Origin of the sequence: Ruminiclostridium papyrosolvens DSM 2782, assembly GCF_029318685.1 — a bacterium.
Lineage (GTDB): Bacteria > Bacillota > Clostridia > Acetivibrionales > DSM-1351 > Ruminiclostridium > Ruminiclostridium papyrosolvens.
This window is the reverse complement of the sequence record NZ_CP119677.1, coordinates 3,840,508-3,864,329: the sequence shown is the minus strand read 5'-3', so window position 1 is coordinate 3,864,329 and position 23,822 is coordinate 3,840,508. Positions and strand designations below refer to the sequence as shown.

Here is a 23,822-nt window from a genome sequence, read left to right as displayed (position 1 = left end):
GAGAGATATATGTCATTTTCTGAGTTATTTAGCGTAAAGCATAATTGCAGTCAGGTGGAAGTAGAGACAACTAATCAGTGTAATGCAAAGTGCATTCATTGTCCAAGTACAAGAAGATTAGATTCGGCCTTATTCATGTCACCGGACACTTTTAAAAAAGTTATTGAAGTATATAACCGTTATTATTCCGAAGCAGAGGAACGAAAACCCAAGTTTCTTTTTGCAGGCGGCGGAGAGCCTTTACTGAATAAAAATCTGGAGTCATACATAAAGCTGTGTACTCAAAACGGATACCCATCGGAAATTATAACAAACGGTCAGCTGTTGACCCATAAAAGAGTTGAAGGACTGGTCAAAAGCGGACTTAACCAGATTAATGTCAGTGTACATGCAATAACAAAAGAAGACTATAAGGCTGCACTGGATCTGGATTTTGATATTACATTGGATAATGTACTTGGGGTAAGGGACTATTTAAGGGATAACAACATTACAGAGACCAAACTATTGATAATATCAAACGAATTATCAGTGGTGAAATCAACAAGTGAGGAAATTCAAAGGTTTTGGGAAGAAAAACAAATAGATTTTGCCGGTAGTAAGCCTATATGGAACAGAGCAGGCAACCTGAAGGACTTTGATAAAGTCTTGTTGGATGAAAATCATCATACCCTTCCCAATTTTGAATTACCGGCATGGTGTCTTGTTCCCAAATATCAGGATACTATAGGAACAAACGGCGACTTTCTAAAATGCGGCTGTGATTTTTTCGGCCCGGCAGAAATTTACGGCAATGTCTGTTCTGATGAACTGACAGAGGTTTATCAGCGTTATGAAAATGTATTGGAAAATGGAAAACAACTGGACAGCTGTATAAACTGCGTAAAAGCTAACACGGAGACATTTTTCAGTGAGTTCTCCGGTTTTGTAAATAAATAATAAAACTGTAAGGAGAGATAAATATGGCAAACGAAAATTTAGCACAAATTCAGAATGATTTAAAAGAACTTATTGTAGAAACATATTGCAAGGACAAGGGCGTTGATTCTATTGCGTTAAACTGCAATATTGCTTCGGCTTTTATGCTCAATTCAGTTGATGCACTGGAACTGCTTTTGAAAATAGAGCAAAAGTTTGATATAGAAATATCAGATGAGTACCTGAATATTGATTTGCTGCAGGATGCAGAAAAATTATCCGAGTTTATATATAACTTAAAAGTAGAGGTGTAAATGGTGGATGCTGTTTTAGTTGCCTGCATGGAGAAAAATATTAGCATCAGAAACGTTTTCAGAGAAACTGCCATACGAGAAGACACAAAGAATCTGTCTTTGAATCCTCTGTTTAACGGTTTTATAAACAGGTATAGGGAAAACTTGGGGATTGCCTGTCTGGCAGCATATTTGAGGCAAAACAATATACCCACAAAAATAATTAACAGCAATATAGAAAATAAAAGCAATAGGCAGATTGAGGACGAAATACTGGCGGACAATCCTGTTATGGTGGGCTTCAGTATTCTTTATGAGCTGCACCTTTATAACACTATGGAGGTTATTTTTAATCTCAGGAAGAGAGGGTACAAGGGACATATTACCATAGGTGGCCCTTGTGCATCCTTTATATACGAGTTCCTTTTGAATTCAACCGTAGGGATAGACTCTGTAATTCTGGGAGAAGGTGAACTTCCAATGCTCACCCTTGTCAACAGATTGAAAAGCAAGCAGTCCTGGAAGGATATAGACGGACTGGCATACATGCATAACGGGGAAGCTGTATATAACCAAAAGAAAGAGACTATTTCTGATTTATCTGTTTTGCCGTTTGCAGCCAGAGACAGCTTGTACTATTTGAAAAATCAAGGCTACAGTACAAGGACTGCTTCGATTTATTCAAGCAGAGGCTGCAGGGGGAATTGTATTTATTGTACAGCGCCTTCGTCAAGCTGTCTTGAGCTTGAAAAATGGAGATGCAGAAGCGGGGAATCACTCTATGAAGAAGTTGAATTTCTTGTTAAGGAATTTGGAGTGGAATATCTGTATTTTTGCGATGTTAATTTTATTGGCTACGGCAGCAAGGCGTTGGAAAGATTGGAAGTTTTTTGTAATAAGATAATTGAAAACAATATCAAAATCAACTTCCATGCAGAAATACGTGTTGACTCCATAAAGCCGGACCTTCTGAATCTTTTGAAAAAAGCGGGACTCAGAGATTTACTGTTAGGACTTGAAAGCGGTTCTCAGCGATTGCTGAATCTTTGGAGAAAAGGTGTTACCGTTGAAAGAAATTTGAGAGCAGTTGAAATGGTAAAAAGTCACGGATTTATGCTTGAACCGGCTATGATTATGGTTAGTCCGAGTACTACCAAGCAAGATTTAATTGATACTATAGACTTTATCGTTGAATCAAAAATATACGAAGATAACGTACCTATGAATATGTTCAACAAGATGGTTCTGTTTAGGGGAAGTGAAGCCGAACGTCTTTTAAGAGATGAAGGGAAATTGGACTCACCTGATATGTCGGTTATAACCAAGCCGGTGAAAAATGAGAATGACCTGGTTGCAATCTGTAAAGAAATGCTTGCAAGAGAATATAAAATTTTTGATGATGATGTGGAAAAGGTCTGGGAAGTCTTGGTGCCGTATATCAATAAGCTGACATGGCTGATTCAGGACTATTTTCCGGATTATATGAGCAGTGAATTCAGGCAAATGCGTTCAAACAGCAATAAAAAAGAGTCAAGGCAGGAAATTCTGACAAAAATTATAGGCATAAAAAAGTGGAGAGACCAAATAGGAGAGCTGATAAAAAATATTTTATTGGCAACAAAAGAATGTCTATCGAAAAACGAAGTAAATGTGGGCGAGTTCAGCAGGGTTATTGTTTGTATCATAGATGAGTACGAAATTGAATGCTTCGGTGATATTTTAAAAACAGGTACATAATTGAGAGGTGAAGGGCAACGTGGTAATAAGTAATAGAGAAAGACTGCGTGAAATAACAGGGGACAACTGTTTTATAAGCAACTTAATTTCGGTTTCAGGCTACTTCTCTCTGGAAATGCGTGAATCCTGGTTTTATTCTTCCATTGGATATCAAAACAGGTTCGGGTATTGGGTGTCCGGAAATGGCAGTGAAAGAACCCCTTGTTTACAGTGCTTTGATGCTGATGTTGAAAGGAAAGGTTTGGATAAAATTCTATCCCAAGCCGGAATGATGCTTGAACAACATATGTATGACACAACTGATGAATTTATGGAGTTTATAAAGACTTCATTAAAATCTGATATGCCTGTTATTGTGAATGTAAATTCATTGCATATGAATTATTGGCCGGAAAATATAATCGACAGTTATGCCCATTACATAATAGTGTATGGAATATCTGAGGATGGCTTTGTAAATGTTATAGACAACTATATTCCGTCTACTCCAGTTCAGAGCTACAACGGCCTTTTGAGTATGGAAGCTTTTATTAAAGCTTTGGACTTTACAGGTGTAAGGATAAACCACGGAAAGAAAATAGCGTGGACGCTGCATCCCGCAGACAGTAAGTGTTTGAAATTTCCCGGTGCCTCAGAAGTATTTAAAAACTATATTATCAACACAGTAAATAATTTTGAAGAGGCGTCAACTGACAACCGAATTGATATAGGTAAAAACTGCTTTATATATTCTACGGGGACAAAAGCCCTTGAGGCTTTTAAAACATTCATGAACACTGAAATGACACGTCAAAACAGTGAAAAGGATATACTTGTGGAACTGTATAAAAATATAACATCCTTTGGCGGACCAATCTGTATGCTTGGGCTTATTCAAAAGTTTCTTGAGGATTATTCCCAAGAAAGCAGTGTACAGGAAGACCTTGTGACGCTAAAGAACAATATAACAGACCTTACAACTTATTGGAGAAGTATGGGGATAAACCTGTTCAGATATTCTATGTTTGACTCCATGCAGTACTTGGACAAAGCATTGAACTTCCTCCAAATGCTTATTTCAAAAGAAACTGAAAATATAGCCTGCATGAAAAATATTTTATGTACAACCGGCTGATAAGGGTGATTATTTGTGGGAGAAAATAAAGATTTAAGTACAAAAGCTTTTCCAAAAACAGCATATTTGTATCCTACCTTGTTATGCAATTTACATTGTAAGATGTGCTATTCCGGCGGTCATCAAAACGTTCAAAGCTTAAAAAAAGAATTGACTTTGGATGAATATAAAAAACTCATTTCCGATTTATATGAATGTGGTGTACGAAAGTTTGATATTAGCGGAGGGGAACCTTTATTAAGAGATGATACAACGGAAATTTTAAAAGAAATCAAGTCATATGATAATACTCAGCTGTTTGTTGTAAGCAACGGGACATTAATAAAAGACCGCTTAGACAATTTAAAGCCTGTTTTGTCGGGAATAGACCGCTTATATATTTCTTTTGATTCCACCATAGAGGATGAACACAATGCCATAAGAGGCGATAAAAACGCATATGCAAAATCTATTGAGGGTTTGACGGAAATACAAAAAGCTGGTTTTGAAAATATCGGAGTTAATTTCTTGATAATGCAGGATAACTGCACACAGATAGAAAATATTTTGCAGTTTGCACTGGAACATAACCTAAGATACATTAATTTGTTAAGGCTTCTGGACGTGTCAGTAAACGGCGCCATGTTTGAAGAAAATTTGAACATTGACAGCTTTATAGACATCTATACAAATGTAATTGAATGGATAGAAAAAAACAATTGCAGGGCAAAAAAGCCACTCGATATAACTCTTGTACTTCCGGGGTTTTGTATGCAGCCTCTAATGCCATATAAAAAGCGTTTTGAGGAGAATTACAATATAAAAATATCGGTTGAATTTGATCCACTGATGAGTTGCATGGCATTTAAAAATAGTGTGGTTATTACATCAGAGGGCAAATTTACCGGATGTACCGCCATGTACAGCATGGAAGAATTTATAGCAGGTGATTTGAGGCAAAGCAGTGTAGCAGAAATATTGGGCAATTGGGATAGTAGGAGTGCAGTCATGAAAGAAAGAGAAGATATAATAAAAGCCCAACAACCATGCAGTGAGTGCGAATACTGGCGAACCTGCAGAGGAGGCTGTCCTGCGGTGGCATACAAATATTACGGGACTATTATGAAAAGCGATCCTACTTGCATTAAAATGCAGAAGGATAATAAATAAAAATGCACAAAGGTAAAGGGTGTGAATAATCATGGGGATTTTGGCAATTACGGGCGGAAACAAAATAAAAAGCAAACCGTTTCCCGATTATCCTATAATTTCGGAGGAAGACGACAAAGCCGTTCTTAAAGCCTTGCACAGCAGAAGATGGGCCAGAAGCGGGAATGACAGCTTTTTAAATCCCAACTCTTATAAAGGCTTTATAGAAGAACTGGAGCAAAGGATTTCCGAGCTTCATTCATGTAAATATGCTCTTGCAGTGACCAGCGGCACTACGGCTTTGGAACTGGCAGTTCAAGCTATTGAGGATATCAGGCCCGGAGATGAAGTTATAGTAACGCCGTATTCTTTTATTGCAAGTGCATCCTGTATTTTAAAGGCAGGAGCTATTCCTGTATTTGCGGATATAAACAAGGATACCTGGAATATTGACTCCTACAGTATTGAAAAGTGCATTACTTCTAAAACTAAGGCTATTCTGCTTGTTCATTTTGCAGGGCAGTCCTCTGATATGGATGCCATCAGAAATTTGGCACAAAGACATAATCTCAAGATTATTGAAGATGCTGCACATGCACTGGGGGCATACTGGGGGAATGAGCCGGTAGGAAGCAATAGTGATATAACATGTTTTAGCCTGCAGTCCTCAAAGAATACTACCTGCGGAGAAGGCGGAGTGCTTATTACAAATAATATTGACTACTATAAACGTGCCTTTTCACTACATATGGCAGGAAGAGCAATAAATGGAAAGTGGTACCAACATGAAATTCTCGGTTCAAATTATAGAATTACGGAACTGCAAGCTGCATTGGCATGCTCACAGTTAAACAAATTTCAAGAACGGGAGAAGAAAAGAAAGGAAAACGCAGAATACCTTATTAGCTGTCTAAAGGAGATAGAGGGTATAGAGCCTACTATTACTTTGGAAAAGGCGGGGGACAGGGTTTACCACTTGTTTACCTTCAGTTATAAAAAGGAACAATGGAGAAACTTGAGCAAAATGCGCTTTCTAATGGCACTTAACGCAGAAGGAATAGAATGTCAGGCAGGTTATGAGTATCCTTTGTATAAAAATCCTCTTTTCAAGCTATATGAGGATTATGATTATTCTGTATTTGAAAAGCGGTGCCCTGTTGCCGAAAATGTATGTCGGGAAGCTGTGTGGCTTCCACAGTCATTGTTACTGGGAGACAGACAGGATATGGACGAAATTGCAGGAGGCATAAAGAAAATAAGAGACAACCTTGATGAACTCAAAAAAAAGTAAAGGAGCAGTATATGGGATTAATCAAAATGAAATCTGCGGTTACTATTTGGGCTTTAAACGGTGGGACGACAGGAGAAATATCTGTTATAGATGCGGCCCGTAAGGCGAAAGACGCGGGCTTTGATGCCCTTGAGGCTTCATTTTACAAAGATGGGGATATCAGCATGAATTCAAGATTGCAGGATATCAGAACAATATCAGGAAAACTCAAAGAAAATGAATTGGCTTTAAGCAGTCTTTCAACTTTACTGCTAAATGATATCAGCTTGATTTCAGAGGATTCCCATGAAAGAAAACTGGCATTTTCCATATGTGAAAAAATGATAGATATTGCTTCGGAGCTGGGGCTTCAAACAGTTTCAATTTCTCCCGGAAAGATAAGTCCTTGCACTGATTACAGGGATGCATGGAAGATATCTCAGGAGCAGGTTTACAAATTGTCCTGTAGTGCTGAAAAAGCAGGCATAATATTATGTGCTGAAAATGTATGGCACGGTTTTCTCTTAGGACCTGTGGAATTTGCCCAATATTGCGACGATATAAATTCACCGGCTTTGGCGGTGTGTCTTGACTTAGGAAACACTCTTCTGAACAGTTACCCTCAGCACTGGATTAATTGTTTAAAGGACAGAATTAAAAAACTGCACTTTACTGATTTCAGAAAAAGAAGAGGAACCATTTATGAGTTTGTTGACCCGGGAAACGGAGAAGCTGACTGGAATGATATTTTAAAAAACCTCAATAATACAGGTTATGAAGGATTTGGTGCAATTGAGGCTTTCCAAAAATCGGGCATGGAAGACCGTGAACGTTTAGCCGGACTTTATCAATGCATAAATAAAATAATGGAGGAATTTAAAAGTGACCGGGAAGGTATTGATTGTATCTCCGCACCCTGATGATGCTTGTTTTTCTTTAGGAGGCTTTATTCTAAAAAATCACGAGGCAGATATAACAGTTTGGGATGTTTTTTCTCAACAGGAATATTCAGTCGCAAGCAGTAATGAAACAGATGCAAAGGAACAGATTAAAAGGGAAGAAGAGGCAGCTATGCAGGCTCTCGGTGTCAGTCTTGTTATGGACGATTTGCCGGAAGCGGGATTGCGTGGGTATGCACGATTAAGTGATATATTGAACTTTTCATTTGCCGATTTTAAAGAAAAACAACTGGGAGAAAAGGTTTACGATAGATTTGACTATCTGGTAGAAAAAATAAATCCGGACATTATATTTATACCCTTGGGATGCGGAGCACATGTGGATCACCTTATTACCCGAGAGGTTGTGTTGGATTGGCGGCATAGTCAGCGGAAAAATGTAAGACTGTTTTTATACGAGGAACTGCCTTATGGGTTAAATAAGGCTTGGATGAATCAGACTCTTGAATCATGCCCTTGTAAGCTTAAAGAAAGCTTTATTGAGATAGACGGCTTTACTCAAAGAAAAGCTGAAATCATGTCTCTTTATAAAAGTCAGATTAAGGACAGGGAAATTCGTGCTGTCATAACTCATTCCGGCAGCATAATACAGGGACATAATATAGAACGGATATGGGAAGCGGTGATATAATGCACTTTTTGAAAAATGAATCAGATGAAAAAATACAGCTTGTATTTAATGATTTTGTTGTAAGGCCGGATAAATGCAATTTCTCATGCAGTTACTGCCTCTCCAGCGAGGCACCGGAATGGGAAATAACAAAGGGCGTTGCAGAAAAATTTCTTTATAATGAAGAGTCCGGATTAGGTAAACGTCTGGATAAGGTTATAAATAATTTTAATTCCATATTTGACGCTGCCATACTTAGAATTAGCGGTGGAGAGATTTTACTAATTCAGGGGATTGAAGATTTTTTAAACAAGCAGGATAGTTACGAAACTGTACAGATTATCACAAATGGATTTCTTTTAACGGAAGACAGACTTAAAAAGTTAAAAAATCTTCCCAATTGCCAGCTTCATATTTCTCTGGACGGCAGTACATACGAGCAAAACCGCTACAGGGTAAAAAATAAGCAAATGCAGGAAGTCCTGTTAAATAATCTGCAATCAGCAGTGGATTTAGGGTTTTTTATAGAAATAGGAAGCGTACTTACCGACGCAAATACAGGAAATTATGCTGAGTTTATGGATTATCTGAGACGGTTTGAAGGAAAGGTTAAAGTATATCCGTTCCCGGTGAGAGGAGACTTAAGAAAACAGTTTTATCCAAATGAAAAGGATATAGATAAGTTTAACGATATTGTAAGTAAATATGATTTTTACCGGGAGGTAATACCCTGTAAGGCATATTTTGAAGAACTTTCAAACCTGCTGACAGGTAATAGGACATTAAGGTGCAATATTCCCAGAACAATGATTCAGCTATTTGACGACGGCAAGCTTACTCCATGTCCAAACTCATGGACTACAGAATTGGGTAATGTTTTGGAGAACGACAAAGAAACTGTTTTAAATAATATAAAAAATGAAAAAATGTACACTCTTTTCTTGCAGAAAAGGCCGAGAATAGATTGCTGCCGCTCTTGCTTCACGTCTTTGGATATGTTGAATCTATATCTGGATAATAAAATGACATATGATGAAATAGCCGATATACCTCTGTACTCGGGAAAACGTACGAAGAAACTATTAAAGCTTTTTAGCGATATGTTATCTGAGGAGGAGGGCATTTAATATGAAGGTCAGCCTGATAATCCCTACATATAATAAATTACCAAGACTTAAACTGACGGTAGCATCCATCATGGGACAAAAATGCCCTTTTGAAGATTTTGAAGTTATATTTGCTAATGATGGTTCAACAGACGGCACAGAAGAATTTCTAAGGAATTCATCCTTTCCCTTTAACTACAGATGTATACATTCTGAAAATAAGGGACGTGCAGGTGCCAGAAATATAGCAATTGAGAGTGCTGAAAATGAAATTCTGATTTTTTCAGATGACGATTGTATTTTGCATCCCATGTTTATTACGGAGCATTTGAAAGAACAAAGAGAAGCCCTGAAAATAGTACATGGAAGGATACACAACCTATCCTATCTGAAATTTTTTGAAGACCCTACCAACGGTACTTTTTATCCGGATTGCGATACGGGAAGGCCATCAGACCTTTTGATTAAAATGTGTATTAGTGAAAAGGATATTTTGCAGGACTTTGAAGCACGAATAGGCAGCTGCACCAAGGTCACACCTTTTGAACGTGTAACAGAAATATTACTTACCCAGCATAATTCCACAGCTGACTGGGTTTCTTTTAACGGAGGGAATACCGGAGTACCAAAACAATGGATAGAAGAGGCAGGCGGGTTTGACGAAAATTTTGGTACTACATGGGGCTGTGAGGATTTAGAAATGGGTTACAGACTGTATGTAATGAATAAGAAATTTACATATTCCCCTTGTGCAGCCAATTATCATATTTCACATTACCGCAAAAAATTAAAGGGTGACCATAGGAGTACATTATCATATTTTTATGAAAAGTATAAAGATGAAAAAATACTTCAATTACAGGATTTTGTGGATGAAAAAATAGACTTGGACAAGTTTGTACATGGTCTGCTATAAAAAGTTCAAGAGGTAAGAAGTATGTTATTTGAAAAAATAAAAGAATATTCAGAAAAAGAGTTGTTCGCTCTGGCAAGTGAAAGTACGAAAATAACTTATAAAGAGCTATATAAAAAATTGGCTGAAAATCAAGCTTTACTTCGTATGAATGGTTTTTGTGAGAATGACACGGTAGTACTGAAAATTACAAATCAGGTACATTACGTAATTGCATTTCTAAGCTTATTATCAATACCCTGTTGGGTTGTACCTGTACCATCCAATATTATGCCGGGCGAACTGGAAAATGTGCTGGCAGATACAGCTGGGAAACTGTTTGATGACAGTACGTACAGTAGTCTTGAAAGCTGTGGGGGAGCACCTACAGACCTTCAAATGCCAAACCCAGAAATGGGAGGTATTTATCATTTAACATCGGGAAGCACGGGCAAATCAAAGCTATGTGTCAGAACTGTAAAACACCTTAGCCTAGAGGGCGAGTGTTTCAGAAGAGAATTCGGTTTGGAAGCGTCCGAAAGCATAATCAGTGCATCGCCGGTTTATCATTCTTTTGCTCTTGGGGCAGCTTTGATGACTGCTTTTATGTCGGGATGCCTTTTGTATGTGGTTGACAGTTTTGCACCCCGACAAATATTGAGAATGATTCATAATAATAAAATAAATATTCTCATAATGGTACCTGCAATGGCAAGAGCTTTGTGCAACACCTATACAAAACAGAACTATTCTCTGGAGTCAATAAGAATAGCCCTTGTTGGGGCTGGCCCTGTTACAAAGGACTTGTATGAAACAATTAAGGATAAGTTTGGTATAACTCTCTTCAGTAATTATGGGAGTACAGAAACAGGAGGTATTATATCAAGACTTGTGCCAATGCCATACAAATCCATAGGGAAACCCATGAAAGGGGTAAAAGTGAAGCTTTGTGACAGCAGCCATAATGCTGTTGGTACCGGGGAAGAAGGGGAAGTTTGGGTTAAGGGAACCTATATGATGCAGGGGTATCTTGGAGAAGAAAAAAGTATTTATGATGAAGACGGATTTTTTAACATGGGTGATTTGGCATATATGGATGAAGGGGGCTTCTTGTATATCACAGGAAGAACAAAGCTGCTTATTAACATCGGAGGAAAAAAGGTTAATCCTTATGAAGTGGAAAAGACAATCTTAAAGCATCCCGCCGTGGAAGAATGTGCAGTAACAGGCTTCGTAAAAGATAACGGAGAAGAATGTGTCAAAGCCACAATAGTAGCAAGTGATGTTACAGAAGAGCAAATATATGATTTTTGTTCTAAATATATGAATAAGCATCAATGTCCCACTGTTATTGAATTTGCAGAAAAACTTCCCCGGAACAGTCTGGGGAAAATCCTTAGAGATGTTTTAAATAAAAACATTTCAGAAATCAGCTAAGAGGGAGTGAGGGAAATTTAAATGAATTTTTTAATGAATGATTTTATTATTACACCCGATTTATGCAACTATAAATGTGATTACTGTTTATACAAGGAAGCTCCCGACTGGGAAAAAAACAACAACAGCAACCGCACAAAAACAGTGTACGACAAAGAAGGGGATAATAAGGATTTTTTCATAAAAACTAAAGGAATACTTGAAAAATACGACTCAATTTTCAAGACTCCGATTTTAAGAATATGCGGGGGAGAGCTTTTTTATATAAAAGACATTATGTCATTTATTGAACAGATTTACGGAAACTATGAAACTGTTCAGATAATAAGTAACGGACATTTTCTGGATGATGAACTCCTTAGCAGAATCAAAAATTTAAACAACTGCATACTTCATATATCACTTGACGGACATACCTTGGAATTGAACAGCCGAAGGCTTAAAAACAGTGCTTATCAGGACAGGTTGATAAACAACATCAAAAACGTGATAAAAATGGGTATTCCACTTGAGATAGCAACTTGTCTGACAGATGCAAATACAAAGAGATATGAAGAAATGGTCAGTTATTTTTATGGACTGGAGGGAGATGTTTTATTGCTGCCATTCCCGGTGAGAGGGGAAGAATGTAAGGAGTTTTATCCTTCTTCCGAGGATAAGGAGGCTTTTTCAAGGATTTTATCATACTTTGATAACTATAAAGAAATACTGCCACCGTATAAATATCTTGAAAGACTTTGCAGTTTTTTTAATGACGGCAGAAGGAGAGAGGGTTGCCATATACCCAAAGCAATCATTCAAACCTTCCACAACGGCGATATAACAGCATGTTGCATGGATTGGAGCGTAAAACTGGGTAATGCGACAAAAGACTTATCCAGCGAGATAGCCGATTCCATATGCAACTGCAAAATGTACAATTTATATTCTCTAACACCTCCAAGACTTGCATCGTGCAGAACCTGTTTTACAGTGTCAGAAATTATAAACCTGTATATTGACGGACAGATTTCCGTGGAGGACTTACAGAAAATGAAACTTTTTGCCGGAAAAGAATCCTTGAAGTTGGTAGAGAGTATTAAAAAAATATAAAAATGTTAGGAGAAGATGACCATGAATTTTTATTTACCAGATTTTTGTGATCCATTTAATTTAAACAGAATAATAGTTGAGCTTTGGGAAAAAGAGCCTGAAAAATTTTATGATGGTGTAGAAATTAAAGCTGTCTACGGAAGCTTTTATGGAGCCATATGGAACGGTGGAAGACTTAAACCCGGAATTAGTGACAGAGAACGCATTAAATCAAGTCTTGCATACTTTAATGAAAAAGGGATTCCATGCAGATTTACTTGGACCAACAGCCTTTTGGAAGAAAAGCATTTGAATGATACATACTGCAATTTGATTATGAATGAAGGAAATAACGGCTTAAACGAAGCTATTGTAAATATGAAGCTGTTGGAAGACAATATCAGAGAAGCTTATCCAAAGTATAAAATAATCTCATCTACAACAAAATGTATTCTTGACATTGACGAGTTTAATGAAGAGCTTAAAAAAGACTACAAGCTGGTTGTTTTGGACTATAGAAACAACAACAACTATGAGTTTTTGGAAAAAATAGAGGACAAGGGAAGAGTTGAAATAGTATTGAATGAAATATGTTCACCTGACTGTAAGGTTAGGAAGGAACATTTCGACTATCACTCAAAGATGCAGTTGAATTATGAAACACTTAATTCCTATGACTGGGAATGTAACGACGGTTCCGAAGGTTTTTATAAGTCCTTTAAAAACAGGTCTTTTGTTAAGCTTGAAGATTTACAAAGATTAAAGGAAATGGGCTTCAAGCATTTTAAAATACAGGGCAGATACGGAAATCCTGCAGAGGTTCTGGAAAATTATGTTTATTACATGATAAAGCCTGAATACAGAGACGAAGTAAGATTGGATACAATCATGCAGATATGGAATCCGTAAAGCACGTTTTTACAGCAGGGGGAGGGATTTTATTTGAAGGCAATTATTCTGGCAGGGGGCAAAGGCAGCAGAATGTATCCCGCAACTGTTGCTATTTCAAAGCATCTGTTTTTGATATATGATAAACCTATGATATATTATTCTTTTTCCATTGCACTAATGGCAGGTATAAACGAAGTATTAATTATCGCAGGGAATGAACATATAGAAGCGTTCAGAAATTTATTCGGAGACGGAAGCAATCTGGGTATACATATAGAATACAGGATTCAGGATGAGCCAAGGGGAATAGCAGAGGCCTTTATAATAGGTGAAAAGTTTATCGGGAACGACTCTGTTTGTCTTATTCTGGGAGATAACTTTTTCTATGGCGACAGTTTTGTCTACCACTTAAAAGCATTAAGTCAGCTTAAAGAGGGTGCGGGGATTTTTGCATATCAGGAAAAAAACCCCGAAGAATTCGGAGTGGTGGAGTTCGACGAAACAGGAAGAGTATTATCAATAAAGGAAAAAAGCAAGGACTCCAACTCAAATTATGTGGTTCCCGGAGTTTATTTTTATGACAACCATGTTATTGAAGTAGCGAAAAGTATCAAGCCTTCAAAAAGAGGTGAACTGGAAATAACCACTGTAAACAATGTCTACCTTGAAAAAGGAAAGCTCAAGGTGGAAGTGCTGCCGCCGGATGTTAAATGGCTTGATACAGGGTCGTATGAGACCTTGCTGGAGGCATCCAATTTTGTTAAGTCAGTTCAGACAGAAACAGGGAATATGATTTCCTGCCTGGAAGAAATAAGCTATAAAAACAGATTTATAGGGAAATCTGAAGTGGCTATGGCGGCTGAAAAGTATAAAGGAACTCAGTATTCTGAATATCTGCTTTCAATATAAAGTCCTTTATGCTCATTTATATTTGTAAAAGGGAGAATTTAGCATGAAAACTTATCTAATAACAGGCGGTGCGGGATTCATAGGTTCTAATTATATAAGATATATGTTAAAAAATCATAAAGATATTTTTATAATTAATGTAGACAAGCTCACTTATGCGGGAAACACGGATAATTTGACAGGAGCTTTAATTAATGACGCAAACTACAAGTTTTATTGCTGTGATATTTGTGATAAAGACAAAATAGAAGAAATATTCAGAACACATAAAATTGACTATGTAGTCAATTTTGCCGCAGAGAGTCATGTAGACCGTTCCATGACCAACACAAAGGAATTTATTGAAACAAATATAACGGGAACAGTAAACTTGATGAATGTTGCCAGGAAAGCGTGGGAAATCAGAGATAACGAATATATTGATGGAGTCAGGTTCCTTCATATATCCACAGATGAGGTATATGGCTCCTGTACTGAATGTTGTACCGAAGAATCTCCTTTGAACCCACATAATCCATATTCCTGCAGCAAGGCAGCCGCTGAATTCTATGTAAAATGCTATTGGGATGCCTACAGGTTTCCTGTCAATATTACTCGAAGCTCTAACAATTACGGTCCGAATCAATACCCGGAAAAGCTGATTCCGCTAATGATACATAATACCATGGAGAACCTTAAACTTCCGGTATATGGTGACGGTATGCAAATGAGAGATTGGATATATGTGGAGGACAACTGCTCTGCAATCGACTTGGTTTTACATGAGGGGCAACCCGGTGAAGTTTACAATATAGCCACGGAGAAAAAATATCATAATAGATTTGTGGTAGATAAAATTTTAACGTATATAAAAGGCGAAGTTCGTGAAGATATGATTCGGCATGTACAGGACAGAAAGGCATCAGACCTTTGCTACAGCATCAATACTCGGAAAATACGGGAAAAATTGGGGTGGAGCCCTTCCGTAGATTTCGATAAAGGGCTTGATAAAACCATAGAGTGGTATCTGGATAACAGAAACTGGATACACAAGTCTCTTTTGGGCGGGGAGAAGGTTCGTCCATGAGGATACTTGTAACCGGAGCAAGTGGTTTTATAGGTTACAATCTGATGCCGGAGCTATTAAAAGAAGGCCACGAGGTAGTGGCATTTTCAAGGAAGAATATCAATAATCCAAATGTAGAGTGTTACAAAGGAGATATTTTAAATCAAGATGACTTGTCAGAGGCCATGAAGGGCTGTGATGCTGTGATTAACCTTGCAGCAGTAAACGGGTATGAACAGATAAACAGCAATAGAATCATTGCATTTAATACATGTATTGAGGGAACCTTGAACCTGATAAATGCATTTAATGCCAATGAACTGAAAACGCTGGTTTTCGCCTCCAGTAGCAGAGTTTACGGAAATCATACCCAAGACTATTTATCAGAATCTCTAAAAGTAAAACCCTCGTCATATATGGCAAAACTCAAATGGCAGGCAGAACAGCTGCTAAGTCTATATCAAAAAGAAATATCCTCAAAAGATAAAAGAATTGTAGTATTAAGAATTTTTAACACATACGGACCCGGGCAAAGAGAAGGGTTTTTAATTCCAAAAATAATTTCCCATATAAAGTCAGGAAGTATACGTCTGGGCAATGCAGATATAAAAAGAGATTACATATATGTGGACGATGTTGCAAGTAGCATTGCAACAGTTTTAAAAAAAGCTCAAAACGGTTTTTCCTGCTATAATGTGGGCAGTGGTATAAGTACCTCCGTTTCGGAGCTAATTAATATAGTAAATCATATAACAGGAAAGAATCTCAAGTTGGAAATAGACTCTGACCAGTTCAGAAATGAGGAAACGGGAAATGAGCGGGCGGATATAACACAGCTTCGGGAATTGGGCTGGGAGCCGTTGGTTTCTTTGGAAAGTGGTCTAAGGAAGGCTTGGGAAGAAAGTTTCAGATAAAAAAAGTCCTCTACGGCAAATTAAAATTTGCAAACCGTAGAGGATTTTTTTGATTAATTATACTAATGCCGGCTCAAGATATGTATTTTTACAGAAATAGTAGCCTTGAGGATTATCCTTATCGGCCTCGCTTTCAACATCGTATCTGCTCTTGAAGATTCTGTAGGCTTCAGGGTCCAGAAGACTTATCTTTTCATCTTTTCTTCTTTCAAAAGCAATCATTAATTTCTGGCATCTTTCTGTCTTTACATCATCACTGATCTTATCCGTATAATTATAAGAAACTGCACCGTCGATGTCACAGTAATCATGAATATAATAATAGTCAAATATGGTGTCTTTTTTAACAAAATCCAGAAGCTTTTCATACTGTTCTTCTGTTTCTCCGGGGAACGCACAGATAAAATCGGTGAATAGAATCAATTTTGGACAAACTTTTTTCATTTCACCAATCATGGCATAAACCTGTTCAAAATGTGCAGTACGTCCCATACGATCCAGCATTACATCATCAATATGCTGAAAAGCTATGTGAAGGTATGAAAAAGCATTTTGCCCTGCCAATTCTATAAAATCATCACGGTACTTCAACAGATTATGAGGATGTAAATTGTCAACATAAAACTTAACTGTAGAATCAATTGCTCTCAATTTTTTAATTAATGCAATGAAGTTGGTGTTAATATCATGCCCGTAAACAGAAGTGTCTGTTCCGCCTATTGCAATGTTTTTATATCCTAACCTTACTGCATGTTTAAATTCTTCACAAATCTCGTCTACAGGTTTACTTGTGATATAGCCGTGAGCTTTCTTTATTACGCAGTATGTACATTTCATCATGCAGCCGGTTGAAATAATTATTGTAAACAATTCGTTCTTACGATTTACCGGAGAATTAAATATATTTGGGATACTTACAGATTCAAACGTATACTCCGCGCCTATTAATTCGTCTAGCATACTTTCCTGACCATAGTTTATCATTTTGCCGTCAAAAATACTTTTTAGTTTGCCTTCATATGTAACGGGCTGGCATCCCATAATAACAGTTGAGTTAAAATTCCCCTTCTTTAATGAAATATCATTTAAAGCGTTTTTTACACGGTCGTGTACAAAATCAACTGCTCCACATGCTACAATAACGTACAGATCAGCATCAAGATTTTTAACTGACTGCCAACCATTTAGTATAAAGTATTTCTCTAATCTTGCAAAATAGCCAACAAGCTCATCACATTCCAAATTATTAGAAATTATTGATACTGTTTTCATTGAAACACCCATCCATTATAAGATTTCTCAAATTCAGAAACCAATTGTTTCACATTGAGATATAAGTAATTTTACCATGAAAGTAAAAAAGTTCCAATACATAGTTGGAAAATTTAACAAATTATAGAATTAATTTGAAAGATTATATCAAATTTGGCGTAAATGTGGGTATTATATATAGTATATCTCTGTTGAACAAAATGGAAGCATTGGAAACATAAATAAAAACAGTTTATTTATTGCTAAAAATTTGTTAAAATAAGGTTGATAATAATATAATTGCTACAAATATAAAAAGGTGTAAAAATTAAGATATAGTGCCTATGTATTATAAGGAGTGTTTAAGAGTGAGGCCAAAAATCAGCAGCTTGGTTGAAGTTGACGCCAAAGAAGAACAATATAAATTTACCGGTACACATATTCTGGGAGACTTATACGGAATATCCAACGACAAATTGGAGAGTATTGATTTCCTGGAAAAGATAGTTTCGGATGGGATAATGAAGGCCAACGCTTCATGTCATGGGATTCAAGTCAAGAAGTTCAATACAGGAGGAATTACTCTGATAGCATTGCTTTCTGAATCTCATGTCTCCATTCATACGTATCCGGAATATAATTCAACCTTTATTGATGCATTTACTTGTGGTGAACACTGCAATCCTCAATTGATTATTGATACAATTGTAGAAGGACTTAAACCTCAAAAAGTAGTTATCAATAAAGTAAGAAGAGGGAAAGATATTAATGACAGTAAAAAATCCCTCTAACGTAGATGGTAATCATACCTTACGTTTAGGGGGATTTTTAAGCAGCTTTTTGATAAACAATAAAACTATTTGAACAGCTCAGGGTAAAGCTCTTTCGCAAGCTTTTCCACACCATCCAGAGTCTGATAGCTATAGCCGAATAAATGGTTGTAGTTTGCAACAAACACCTGCTTGTTTTTAACAGCATCCAGACTTTCAAGCTTTGGGTTTGTCATAATATTTTTAATGGTGGCATTTTCATCTTTTTGTGTTGCAGCTTCTCCTTCAGTGTCCCAATGCAATGTCACAAGTATATTGGGATTTTGCTCAATTAAGGCTTCAACACTGATTTCGCCTTGTTCTTTTTCAAATACATTCTTGAGTTTAAGCATTTTGAACATGTCGCTAAAGAAGGTATCGTTATAGGCAGCATATACGGATAAGCTTTCAGGTTCACTTGAGTGTATGTATGCAAAAGTTTTATCCTGTTTTATAACCTTCAATGCATTCTGTACCTTTTCCTGCCGTCCTTTTAATTCAGCAGAAAATTCCTGTGCCTTTTCCGGAACACCAAAGATTTTACCTATTGTTTCAATGTCCTTATATATGGAATCAAAAGTACCGCCGGGTACGGATGATTCCATCACATATGTATTTATACCCATTTGATTTAAAGCGTCTACAGTTCCTACACCCCAGTCAGCGTTATCAAAAAGTCCGCCTCTTCCGAACACAAAGTCAGGGTTTACACTCATAGCAACCTCTTTGGTGATATATGACTTTCCAAGGTTTTTGAGCTTGTTAAATTCTTGAGATACCGACTCATCAGGTTTACCGAAAACACCGCCCACACCAACAATTTTATCTGCCAGACCGAGATGAATTAGGAACTCGGCAGCGGTACGTGTTGTCGCTACTATCCTTTCGGGTGCCTGCTCAAATATGATAGTTTTTTCCTGCCATTCTGCTGCTCCTTCTGCCTTAGTGTAATTTTTAACAGTCAGTGGGTAAGAGGTGGCTGTTTTTTCAGAATCTGAGACAGAAGCTGAATTTTGTGCAGCAGGTTCAGTTCCGCAGCCTGTGAGTAAAAAGGTTAAAGTCAATACTATTGCTGTAAAAAGTGTTGATATTTTTTTCATAAAAATCTCCTTAAATTTGATATATAAAGCTTAAATTTCTTGAAAAGGGGTTTTCGTAAATCTTACACTTAACATCATATAAATCAGCTACCAGCTCTTCTGTAAAAAGCTCTTTAGGTTTTCCATGTGCAATTATCTCACCTTTTTTCATGGCATAAATATAATCACAATACTCGGCTGCCATCTGCAAATCATGCAATGCCGCAAGTACACCTATGTTCAAGCTTTTAACACAGTGCAGAACTTCCAATTGATAACGTATATCAAGATGGTTGGTTGGCTCGTCCAATACTAAAAAAGAAGGCTGCTGCGCAATTGCCCGGGCAAGAATAACACGTTGCTTTTCACCGCCTGATAGTGTTAAATAGCTTCTGTTCAAATATTCCGTCAGATTGGTTTGCTTTATTGCTTTGTGGACAATGTCCATGTCCTCTTTGGTATCGGAGTCAAGAAGCTTTTTGTGTGGAGTTCGTCCAAGCAGAACCATTTGAAATACAGTTAAGTCAAAACTAATTTCATTGAACTGGCCTACCACACTCATTTTCTGAGATACTTTTTTGGGAGGTGTGTTCAACAAATCAATTTTATCTAAAAACACTGAGCCTCCTTGGGGTTTCAGACTTTTATAGATGCCCTTGAGCAGAGTGGATTTCCCGCAGCCATTTGCACCGATAATCCCCACAAATTGCTTGTTATGTACACGAAGTGAAACGTCCCTGACAATTTCCTTTTTGCTGATGGATACACTGAGATTTTTAACATTAAGTTCCATACTAACCTCCAAAGTTATAGCCTTTTTTTACAATAATATAAATAAACATTGGTGCTCCTATGATGGAGGTAATAATACCGATTGGTAACTCCACATTCTCTATAATTATTCTGGATAACACATCTGCCCAAATTAAAAACAGAGAACCAATCAATGCAGTCATAGGCAGCATACGTTTGTGGTCAGAACCGATAAAGCCTCTCACAATATGAGGGATAATAAGTCCAATAAAGCCTATCATTCCGGAGTATGCTACAACAACTCCCGTTAACAGAGACGTAAGCAGCATGTAAAATCTTCTGTACTTTGATAAAGGTATACCCAGTGTCGTTGCAGCCTCATCACCTAAAAGCATGGTGTTGAGTATCCTGTGCTGAAATAGAAAAAATACGGTTACTATACTTACCACAAGTGCCAGAACAGGTACCTTACTCCAAGCTGATGATGCAAGACTTCCCATAGCCCAAAAAGTAACGTTTTTCATACCCTCAGCATTATTTGAAAAATATACTATGATACTGGAAAAGGAACTGAATAAAGCACTAATAACAGAACCTGATAATACCAGCTTCATTGATGTCATTCGCCCGCCAATACTTGATAGCAGTAAAACCGACAGCGAGGCCAGCACTGCACCCAAAAAGGCACTGAATGTCAAGCCGAACTGTGAAAAAATTGTGCCTCCACCAAAGCCTATTAATATAGCGAATGTGGCTCCTAAAGAGGAACCGGACGAAATACCTAATATGTACGGGTCGGCAAGAGGATTCTGCACCAGAGCTTGCATAACGGCGCCACTTACTGCAAGAGCTGTCCCAACGAAAACAGCAAAAAGAATTCTTGGAATTCTGACCTGCCAGACTATGTTAACAAAAGCTTTTGGTATATTTTCAAGTGAACCGACAGCACCTCCGGTAATTTTATTAATCAAGATATTAAAGCTTTGATTCAGAGGTACATCTGCTTGGCCTACGGATGCCGAGAAACACAGGGAGAATATGATTGCAGCTGTCAAGGTTACTAATGACATGAAATAGATTCCCTTTATCTCAAATAGTTGCTTGCTTTTTATTAAAAACACCCCCTTCAAATTTACTATTCTGTTTGCTTAATCAAAGTTAGCGTGTGCTAACTTTATAAAATATAACATATGCTATTTAAAAAAGTCAAGCTAAATGATAATTATTATCAATTGGAAGGGCGAAGAAGGTATTTTCCAATTTTATTTATACTCTGTTGAATTTATAGTAAAATATGTATAATACTTAGATGAAACAGGAGGTAAATATGAAGATTAAATGGTTTGGACACTCGTGTTTTCTTATAACCTCAGAAAATGGTACAAGGATACTTACAGACCCTTTTGATGAGCAGGTGGGTTATCCTCTTCCTCACACAGAGGCAGAGATTGTAACAGTGAGTCACAATCATAGTGACCATGACAATGTTGGGGTAGTGAAGGGGGCTTTCAAACATATAAAGGATGCGGGTGCTTTTTCTTACAGAGATATAGGTATAAAAGGAATATCAACATTTCATGATGAATTGGGTGGCGCAAAAAGGGGTAAAAATATAGTATTCATTTATTCAATTGACGGTATGACTATTTGTCATTTGGGAGATTTGGGACATGTTTTATCTCAAGAGCAGATTCGGGAAATGGGAAAGATTGATGTGCTTCTCCTTCCAATAGGAGGTGTATACACAATTGACTCAGATACGGCAATAACGGTTGCTAAATCTATTAATCCAAGAATTACAATTCCCATGCACTATAAGACAGAGCATTTGTCTTTTGAACTGGCAAAACCCCAAAGTTTCATGGAAAAGCTGGAGGGTAAAAGGTACTCCAGCAATGAGCTTACAATAAACAAAGACAATTTATCAGAGTATCCGGAAGTTGTGGCAATTGATTATTTATAGATACAAATTAAACTATTAACAGAAAGGATTTTATATGAGTGCTTGTTTGTGGCCCGGCGATAATCCTGTAATGAAGCAATATCACGATAACGAATGGTGCAGACCAAGTTATGATGATTCATATATATTTGAAATGCTTACTTTGGAAGGGGCTCAAAGCGGATTATCCTGGAGTATCGTCCTATCAAAAAGAGAAGAATATATAAAGGCTTTTAGAAATTTTGATATCAGGTATTGCTCAACCCTGAGCGATGAAGAACTGGAAAATATCAAAAACGAATATAATGTTATTAAAAGTCCTTTGAAATTAAGGTCTGTCAGGAGTAATGCTCTGGCTGTATTAAAATTGCAAACAGAGTTTGGAAGCTTTTCAGATTACCTGTGGCGTTACACTGATTACCGCCCTCAAATAAATATTTGGGATTCTGAAGAACAAATTCCTGTAAAAACACCTCTGTCAGAAGAAATAAGCAAGGATTTGAAAAAGAGAAATTTCAAATTCGTTGGCCCTGTTATAATATATTCGTTTATGCAGGCAATCGGTATGGTGGATGACCATATAAGGTCATGTCCGTATCATACAGTAAACAGGTAATAAATTTTAAAATAATTTACTTCTAATAGAAAAAGTAAAGAAAAAACGTCGACATTTTAACAAATGTCGACGTTTTTTCTTTACTTTTGAATCCCACTTTTCTCCAAATAATTATTTTAACCTACATAATATTATAGTTTTCTGGAGTTATTACCAAAAATAAACAAAAAGGTTATTAAAATTCTTAAAAGAACTTATGAAATATTTATATTATGTAACAGTTAAGGCTGTTTTTTAAAAAAAATACAAAATTTGGAGGTAGTGTATGAAAAACTCATACGTAAGTAAGGAGGTTTTAAATTCATGGAGGCGGTGTATAGAGATGGATTTACCCAGTAATGCTTTAATTCCTGCAGGCGTGAAAGAATATGATATAAAGGCCAAATTAGATGAGAATAAATTATTCTTATCGGTCTTTAAGGATGCTGTTGAAAAGATAAACGCCCAAATACTCGGTAAACATTCCTTTTTTCTAACGGATTCTGAAGGCGTAATTCTGTATATAAATAAAAAGAACCACTCTATTCTCAAGGAAGGCATCTCACTTGCAGAGGGTATCAGTGGTACAAACGCAGTTTCTCTATCCCTGCAACTTAATAAGAAAGTTAATACTGAACCCCAGCACCATTACTGTAGCTTCTTCAGCAGGATGTACTTTTTTTCTGTACCAATATGTTTCAGAAACAGAATTATAGGCTCTATAGCTGTTGCATCCACAGGTATTCCCTTAAAGAAGGAATTGATTATTATAACGGAGCTCTTGGCATATCAGGTTACGAATGAAGTAGAGGTGGCGGGGCAGGGTATGGCTAAAAGGCTGGTATCTCAAATGAAATTCAGCGAAAAGCAATTATTGGTGCTGAAATTGCTGGCTAAGGGAATGACTGAAAAAGCAGTAGCCATCGATTCCGGAATCAGTATAAATACTGTAAGATACCATAAAAAGATTATCTTCAGGAAGTTGGATACCGGAAATGTAATCGATGCAGTTGTGAAAGCTTTGAAGTACAATCTAATAACCATAGATGAGATATAATTCCTAATACTACAAAATTTAGTAGTTTTATTCCATAAAATA

At 37.0% G+C, this 23,822-nt stretch carries 24 protein-coding genes; 20 read left to right on the top strand and 4 right to left on the bottom strand.

Features of this window, described 5'->3' with window-relative positions:
• Positions 1-9: 9 nt before the first annotated feature.
• The 16 genes from P0092_RS17290 to P0092_RS17215 are packed head-to-tail and all read left to right on the top strand — an operon-like array spanning position 10 to position 16,294.
• Positions 10-939: a radical SAM protein gene (locus P0092_RS17290; protein WP_004616034.1), complete on the top strand. Its 930-nt coding sequence runs from the start codon at positions 10-12 to the stop codon at positions 937-939.
• A 23-nt stretch (positions 940-962) separates the two neighbouring features.
• A complete protein-coding gene (locus P0092_RS17285; RefSeq protein ID WP_004616035.1) occupies positions 963-1,232 on the top strand; it encodes a phosphopantetheine-binding protein in 270 nt (89 codons plus the stop codon).
• A gap of 27 nt (positions 1,233-1,259) precedes the next feature.
• Positions 1,260-2,948 (top strand): B12-binding domain-containing radical SAM protein, encoded by a 1,689-nt coding sequence (locus P0092_RS17280; RefSeq protein ID WP_276186980.1) that lies wholly within the window; start codon positions 1,260-1,262, stop codon positions 2,946-2,948.
• Positions 2,949-2,967: 19 nt separating this feature from the next.
• Positions 2,968-4,062: a BtrH N-terminal domain-containing protein gene (locus P0092_RS17275; RefSeq protein ID WP_004616037.1), complete on the top strand. Its 1,095-nt coding sequence runs from the start codon at positions 2,968-2,970 to the stop codon at positions 4,060-4,062.
• A 15-nt stretch (positions 4,063-4,077) separates the two neighbouring features.
• Entirely contained in the window at positions 4,078-5,211 is a 1,134-nt protein-coding gene (locus P0092_RS17270) for a radical SAM/SPASM domain-containing protein (RefSeq protein ID WP_004616038.1), read from the top strand.
• A 31-nt stretch (positions 5,212-5,242) separates the two neighbouring features.
• Positions 5,243-6,481: a DegT/DnrJ/EryC1/StrS family aminotransferase gene (locus tag P0092_RS17265; RefSeq protein WP_004616039.1), complete on the top strand. Its 1,239-nt coding sequence runs from the start codon at positions 5,243-5,245 to the stop codon at positions 6,479-6,481.
• A gap of 11 nt (positions 6,482-6,492) precedes the next feature.
• Positions 6,493-7,380 carry a sugar phosphate isomerase/epimerase family protein gene (locus P0092_RS17260; protein ID WP_004616040.1) on the top strand — a complete coding sequence of 296 codons (888 nt, stop codon included), beginning with the start codon at positions 6,493-6,495 and terminating at the stop codon, positions 7,378-7,380.
• Positions 7,343-8,050: a PIG-L deacetylase family protein gene (locus P0092_RS17255; protein WP_004616041.1), complete on the top strand. Its 708-nt coding sequence runs from the start codon at positions 7,343-7,345 to the stop codon at positions 8,048-8,050. The genes P0092_RS17260 and P0092_RS17255 overlap by 38 nt, the downstream gene beginning before the upstream one ends.
• 8 nt (positions 8,051-8,058) lie before the next feature.
• Positions 8,059-9,156 (top strand): radical SAM protein, encoded by a 1,098-nt coding sequence (locus tag P0092_RS17250; RefSeq protein ID WP_158498404.1) that lies wholly within the window; start codon positions 8,059-8,061, stop codon positions 9,154-9,156.
• Position 9,157: 1 nt separating this feature from the next.
• Positions 9,158-10,051 (top strand): glycosyltransferase family 2 protein, encoded by an 894-nt coding sequence (locus P0092_RS17245; protein WP_004616043.1) that lies wholly within the window; start codon positions 9,158-9,160, stop codon positions 10,049-10,051.
• A 21-nt stretch (positions 10,052-10,072) separates the two neighbouring features.
• A complete protein-coding gene (locus P0092_RS17240; protein WP_004616044.1) occupies positions 10,073-11,464 on the top strand; it encodes a class I adenylate-forming enzyme family protein in 1,392 nt (463 codons plus the stop codon).
• A 21-nt stretch (positions 11,465-11,485) separates the two neighbouring features.
• The gene (locus P0092_RS17235) at positions 11,486-12,556 is read left to right on the top strand and encodes a radical SAM protein (RefSeq protein WP_004616045.1); all 1,071 of its coding nucleotides are present in this window, start codon (positions 11,486-11,488) and stop codon (positions 12,554-12,556) included.
• Positions 12,557-12,577: 21 nt separating this feature from the next.
• The gene (locus P0092_RS17230; RefSeq protein WP_004616046.1) at positions 12,578-13,444 is read left to right on the top strand and encodes a hypothetical protein; all 867 of its coding nucleotides are present in this window, start codon (positions 12,578-12,580) and stop codon (positions 13,442-13,444) included.
• A 33-nt stretch (positions 13,445-13,477) separates the two neighbouring features.
• A complete protein-coding gene (gene rfbA / locus P0092_RS17225) occupies positions 13,478-14,335 on the top strand; it encodes a glucose-1-phosphate thymidylyltransferase RfbA (RefSeq protein ID WP_004616047.1) in 858 nt (285 codons plus the stop codon).
• Positions 14,336-14,378: 43 nt separating this feature from the next.
• Complete coding sequence (rfbB, locus tag P0092_RS17220) at positions 14,379-15,401, top strand: dTDP-glucose 4,6-dehydratase (protein WP_004616048.1); 1,023 nt, start codon at positions 14,379-14,381, stop codon at positions 15,399-15,401.
• Positions 15,398-16,294 (top strand): NAD-dependent epimerase/dehydratase family protein, encoded by an 897-nt coding sequence (locus P0092_RS17215; protein WP_004616049.1) that lies wholly within the window; start codon positions 15,398-15,400, stop codon positions 16,292-16,294. Before rfbB ends, P0092_RS17215 begins: the two co-directional genes overlap by 4 nt.
• A gap of 57 nt (positions 16,295-16,351) precedes the next feature.
• Here the strand turns inward: P0092_RS17215 and P0092_RS17210 are convergent, their stop codons facing one another.
• The gene (locus tag P0092_RS17210) at positions 16,352-17,566 is read right to left on the bottom strand and encodes a radical SAM protein (RefSeq protein ID WP_004616050.1); all 1,215 of its coding nucleotides are present in this window, start codon (positions 17,564-17,566) and stop codon (positions 16,352-16,354) included.
• Positions 17,567-17,913: 347 nt separating this feature from the next.
• Between P0092_RS17210 and speD the strand changes: the two genes are divergently transcribed.
• Positions 17,914-18,336: an adenosylmethionine decarboxylase gene (gene speD, locus P0092_RS17205; RefSeq protein WP_004616051.1), complete on the top strand. Its 423-nt coding sequence runs from the start codon at positions 17,914-17,916 to the stop codon at positions 18,334-18,336.
• A gap of 65 nt (positions 18,337-18,401) precedes the next feature.
• Here speD and P0092_RS17200 read toward each other — a convergent pair whose 3' ends face one another.
• The 3 genes from P0092_RS17200 to P0092_RS17190 are packed head-to-tail and all read right to left on the bottom strand — an operon-like array spanning position 18,402 to position 21,256.
• Positions 18,402-19,454 carry an ABC transporter substrate-binding protein gene (locus tag P0092_RS17200; protein ID WP_004616052.1) on the bottom strand — a complete coding sequence of 351 codons (1,053 nt, stop codon included), beginning with the start codon at positions 19,452-19,454 and terminating at the stop codon, positions 18,402-18,404.
• 10 nt (positions 19,455-19,464) lie between these two features.
• Positions 19,465-20,226 carry an ABC transporter ATP-binding protein gene (locus tag P0092_RS17195; protein WP_004616053.1) on the bottom strand — a complete coding sequence of 254 codons (762 nt, stop codon included), beginning with the start codon at positions 20,224-20,226 and terminating at the stop codon, positions 19,465-19,467.
• Between the two features lies 1 nt (position 20,227).
• Positions 20,228-21,256, bottom strand: a complete 1,029-nt coding sequence (locus P0092_RS17190) for a FecCD family ABC transporter permease (RefSeq protein WP_004616054.1) — start codon at positions 21,254-21,256, stop codon at positions 20,228-20,230.
• 257 nt (positions 21,257-21,513) lie between these two features.
• On the opposite strand from P0092_RS17190, the gene P0092_RS17185 reads away from it, so the two are divergent.
• The 3 genes from P0092_RS17185 (at position 21,514) to P0092_RS17175 (ending at position 23,780) form a co-directional block, all read left to right on the top strand.
• Positions 21,514-22,149, top strand: a complete 636-nt coding sequence (locus tag P0092_RS17185) for an MBL fold metallo-hydrolase (protein WP_004616055.1) — start codon at positions 21,514-21,516, stop codon at positions 22,147-22,149.
• Between the two features lie 34 nt (positions 22,150-22,183).
• Positions 22,184-22,744 (top strand): DNA-3-methyladenine glycosylase I, encoded by a 561-nt coding sequence (locus tag P0092_RS17180; RefSeq protein WP_004616056.1) that lies wholly within the window; start codon positions 22,184-22,186, stop codon positions 22,742-22,744.
• A gap of 265 nt (positions 22,745-23,009) precedes the next feature.
• Positions 23,010-23,780 (top strand): helix-turn-helix domain-containing protein, encoded by a 771-nt coding sequence (locus P0092_RS17175; protein WP_004616057.1) that lies wholly within the window; start codon positions 23,010-23,012, stop codon positions 23,778-23,780.
• Positions 23,781-23,822 lie beyond the last annotated feature (42 nt).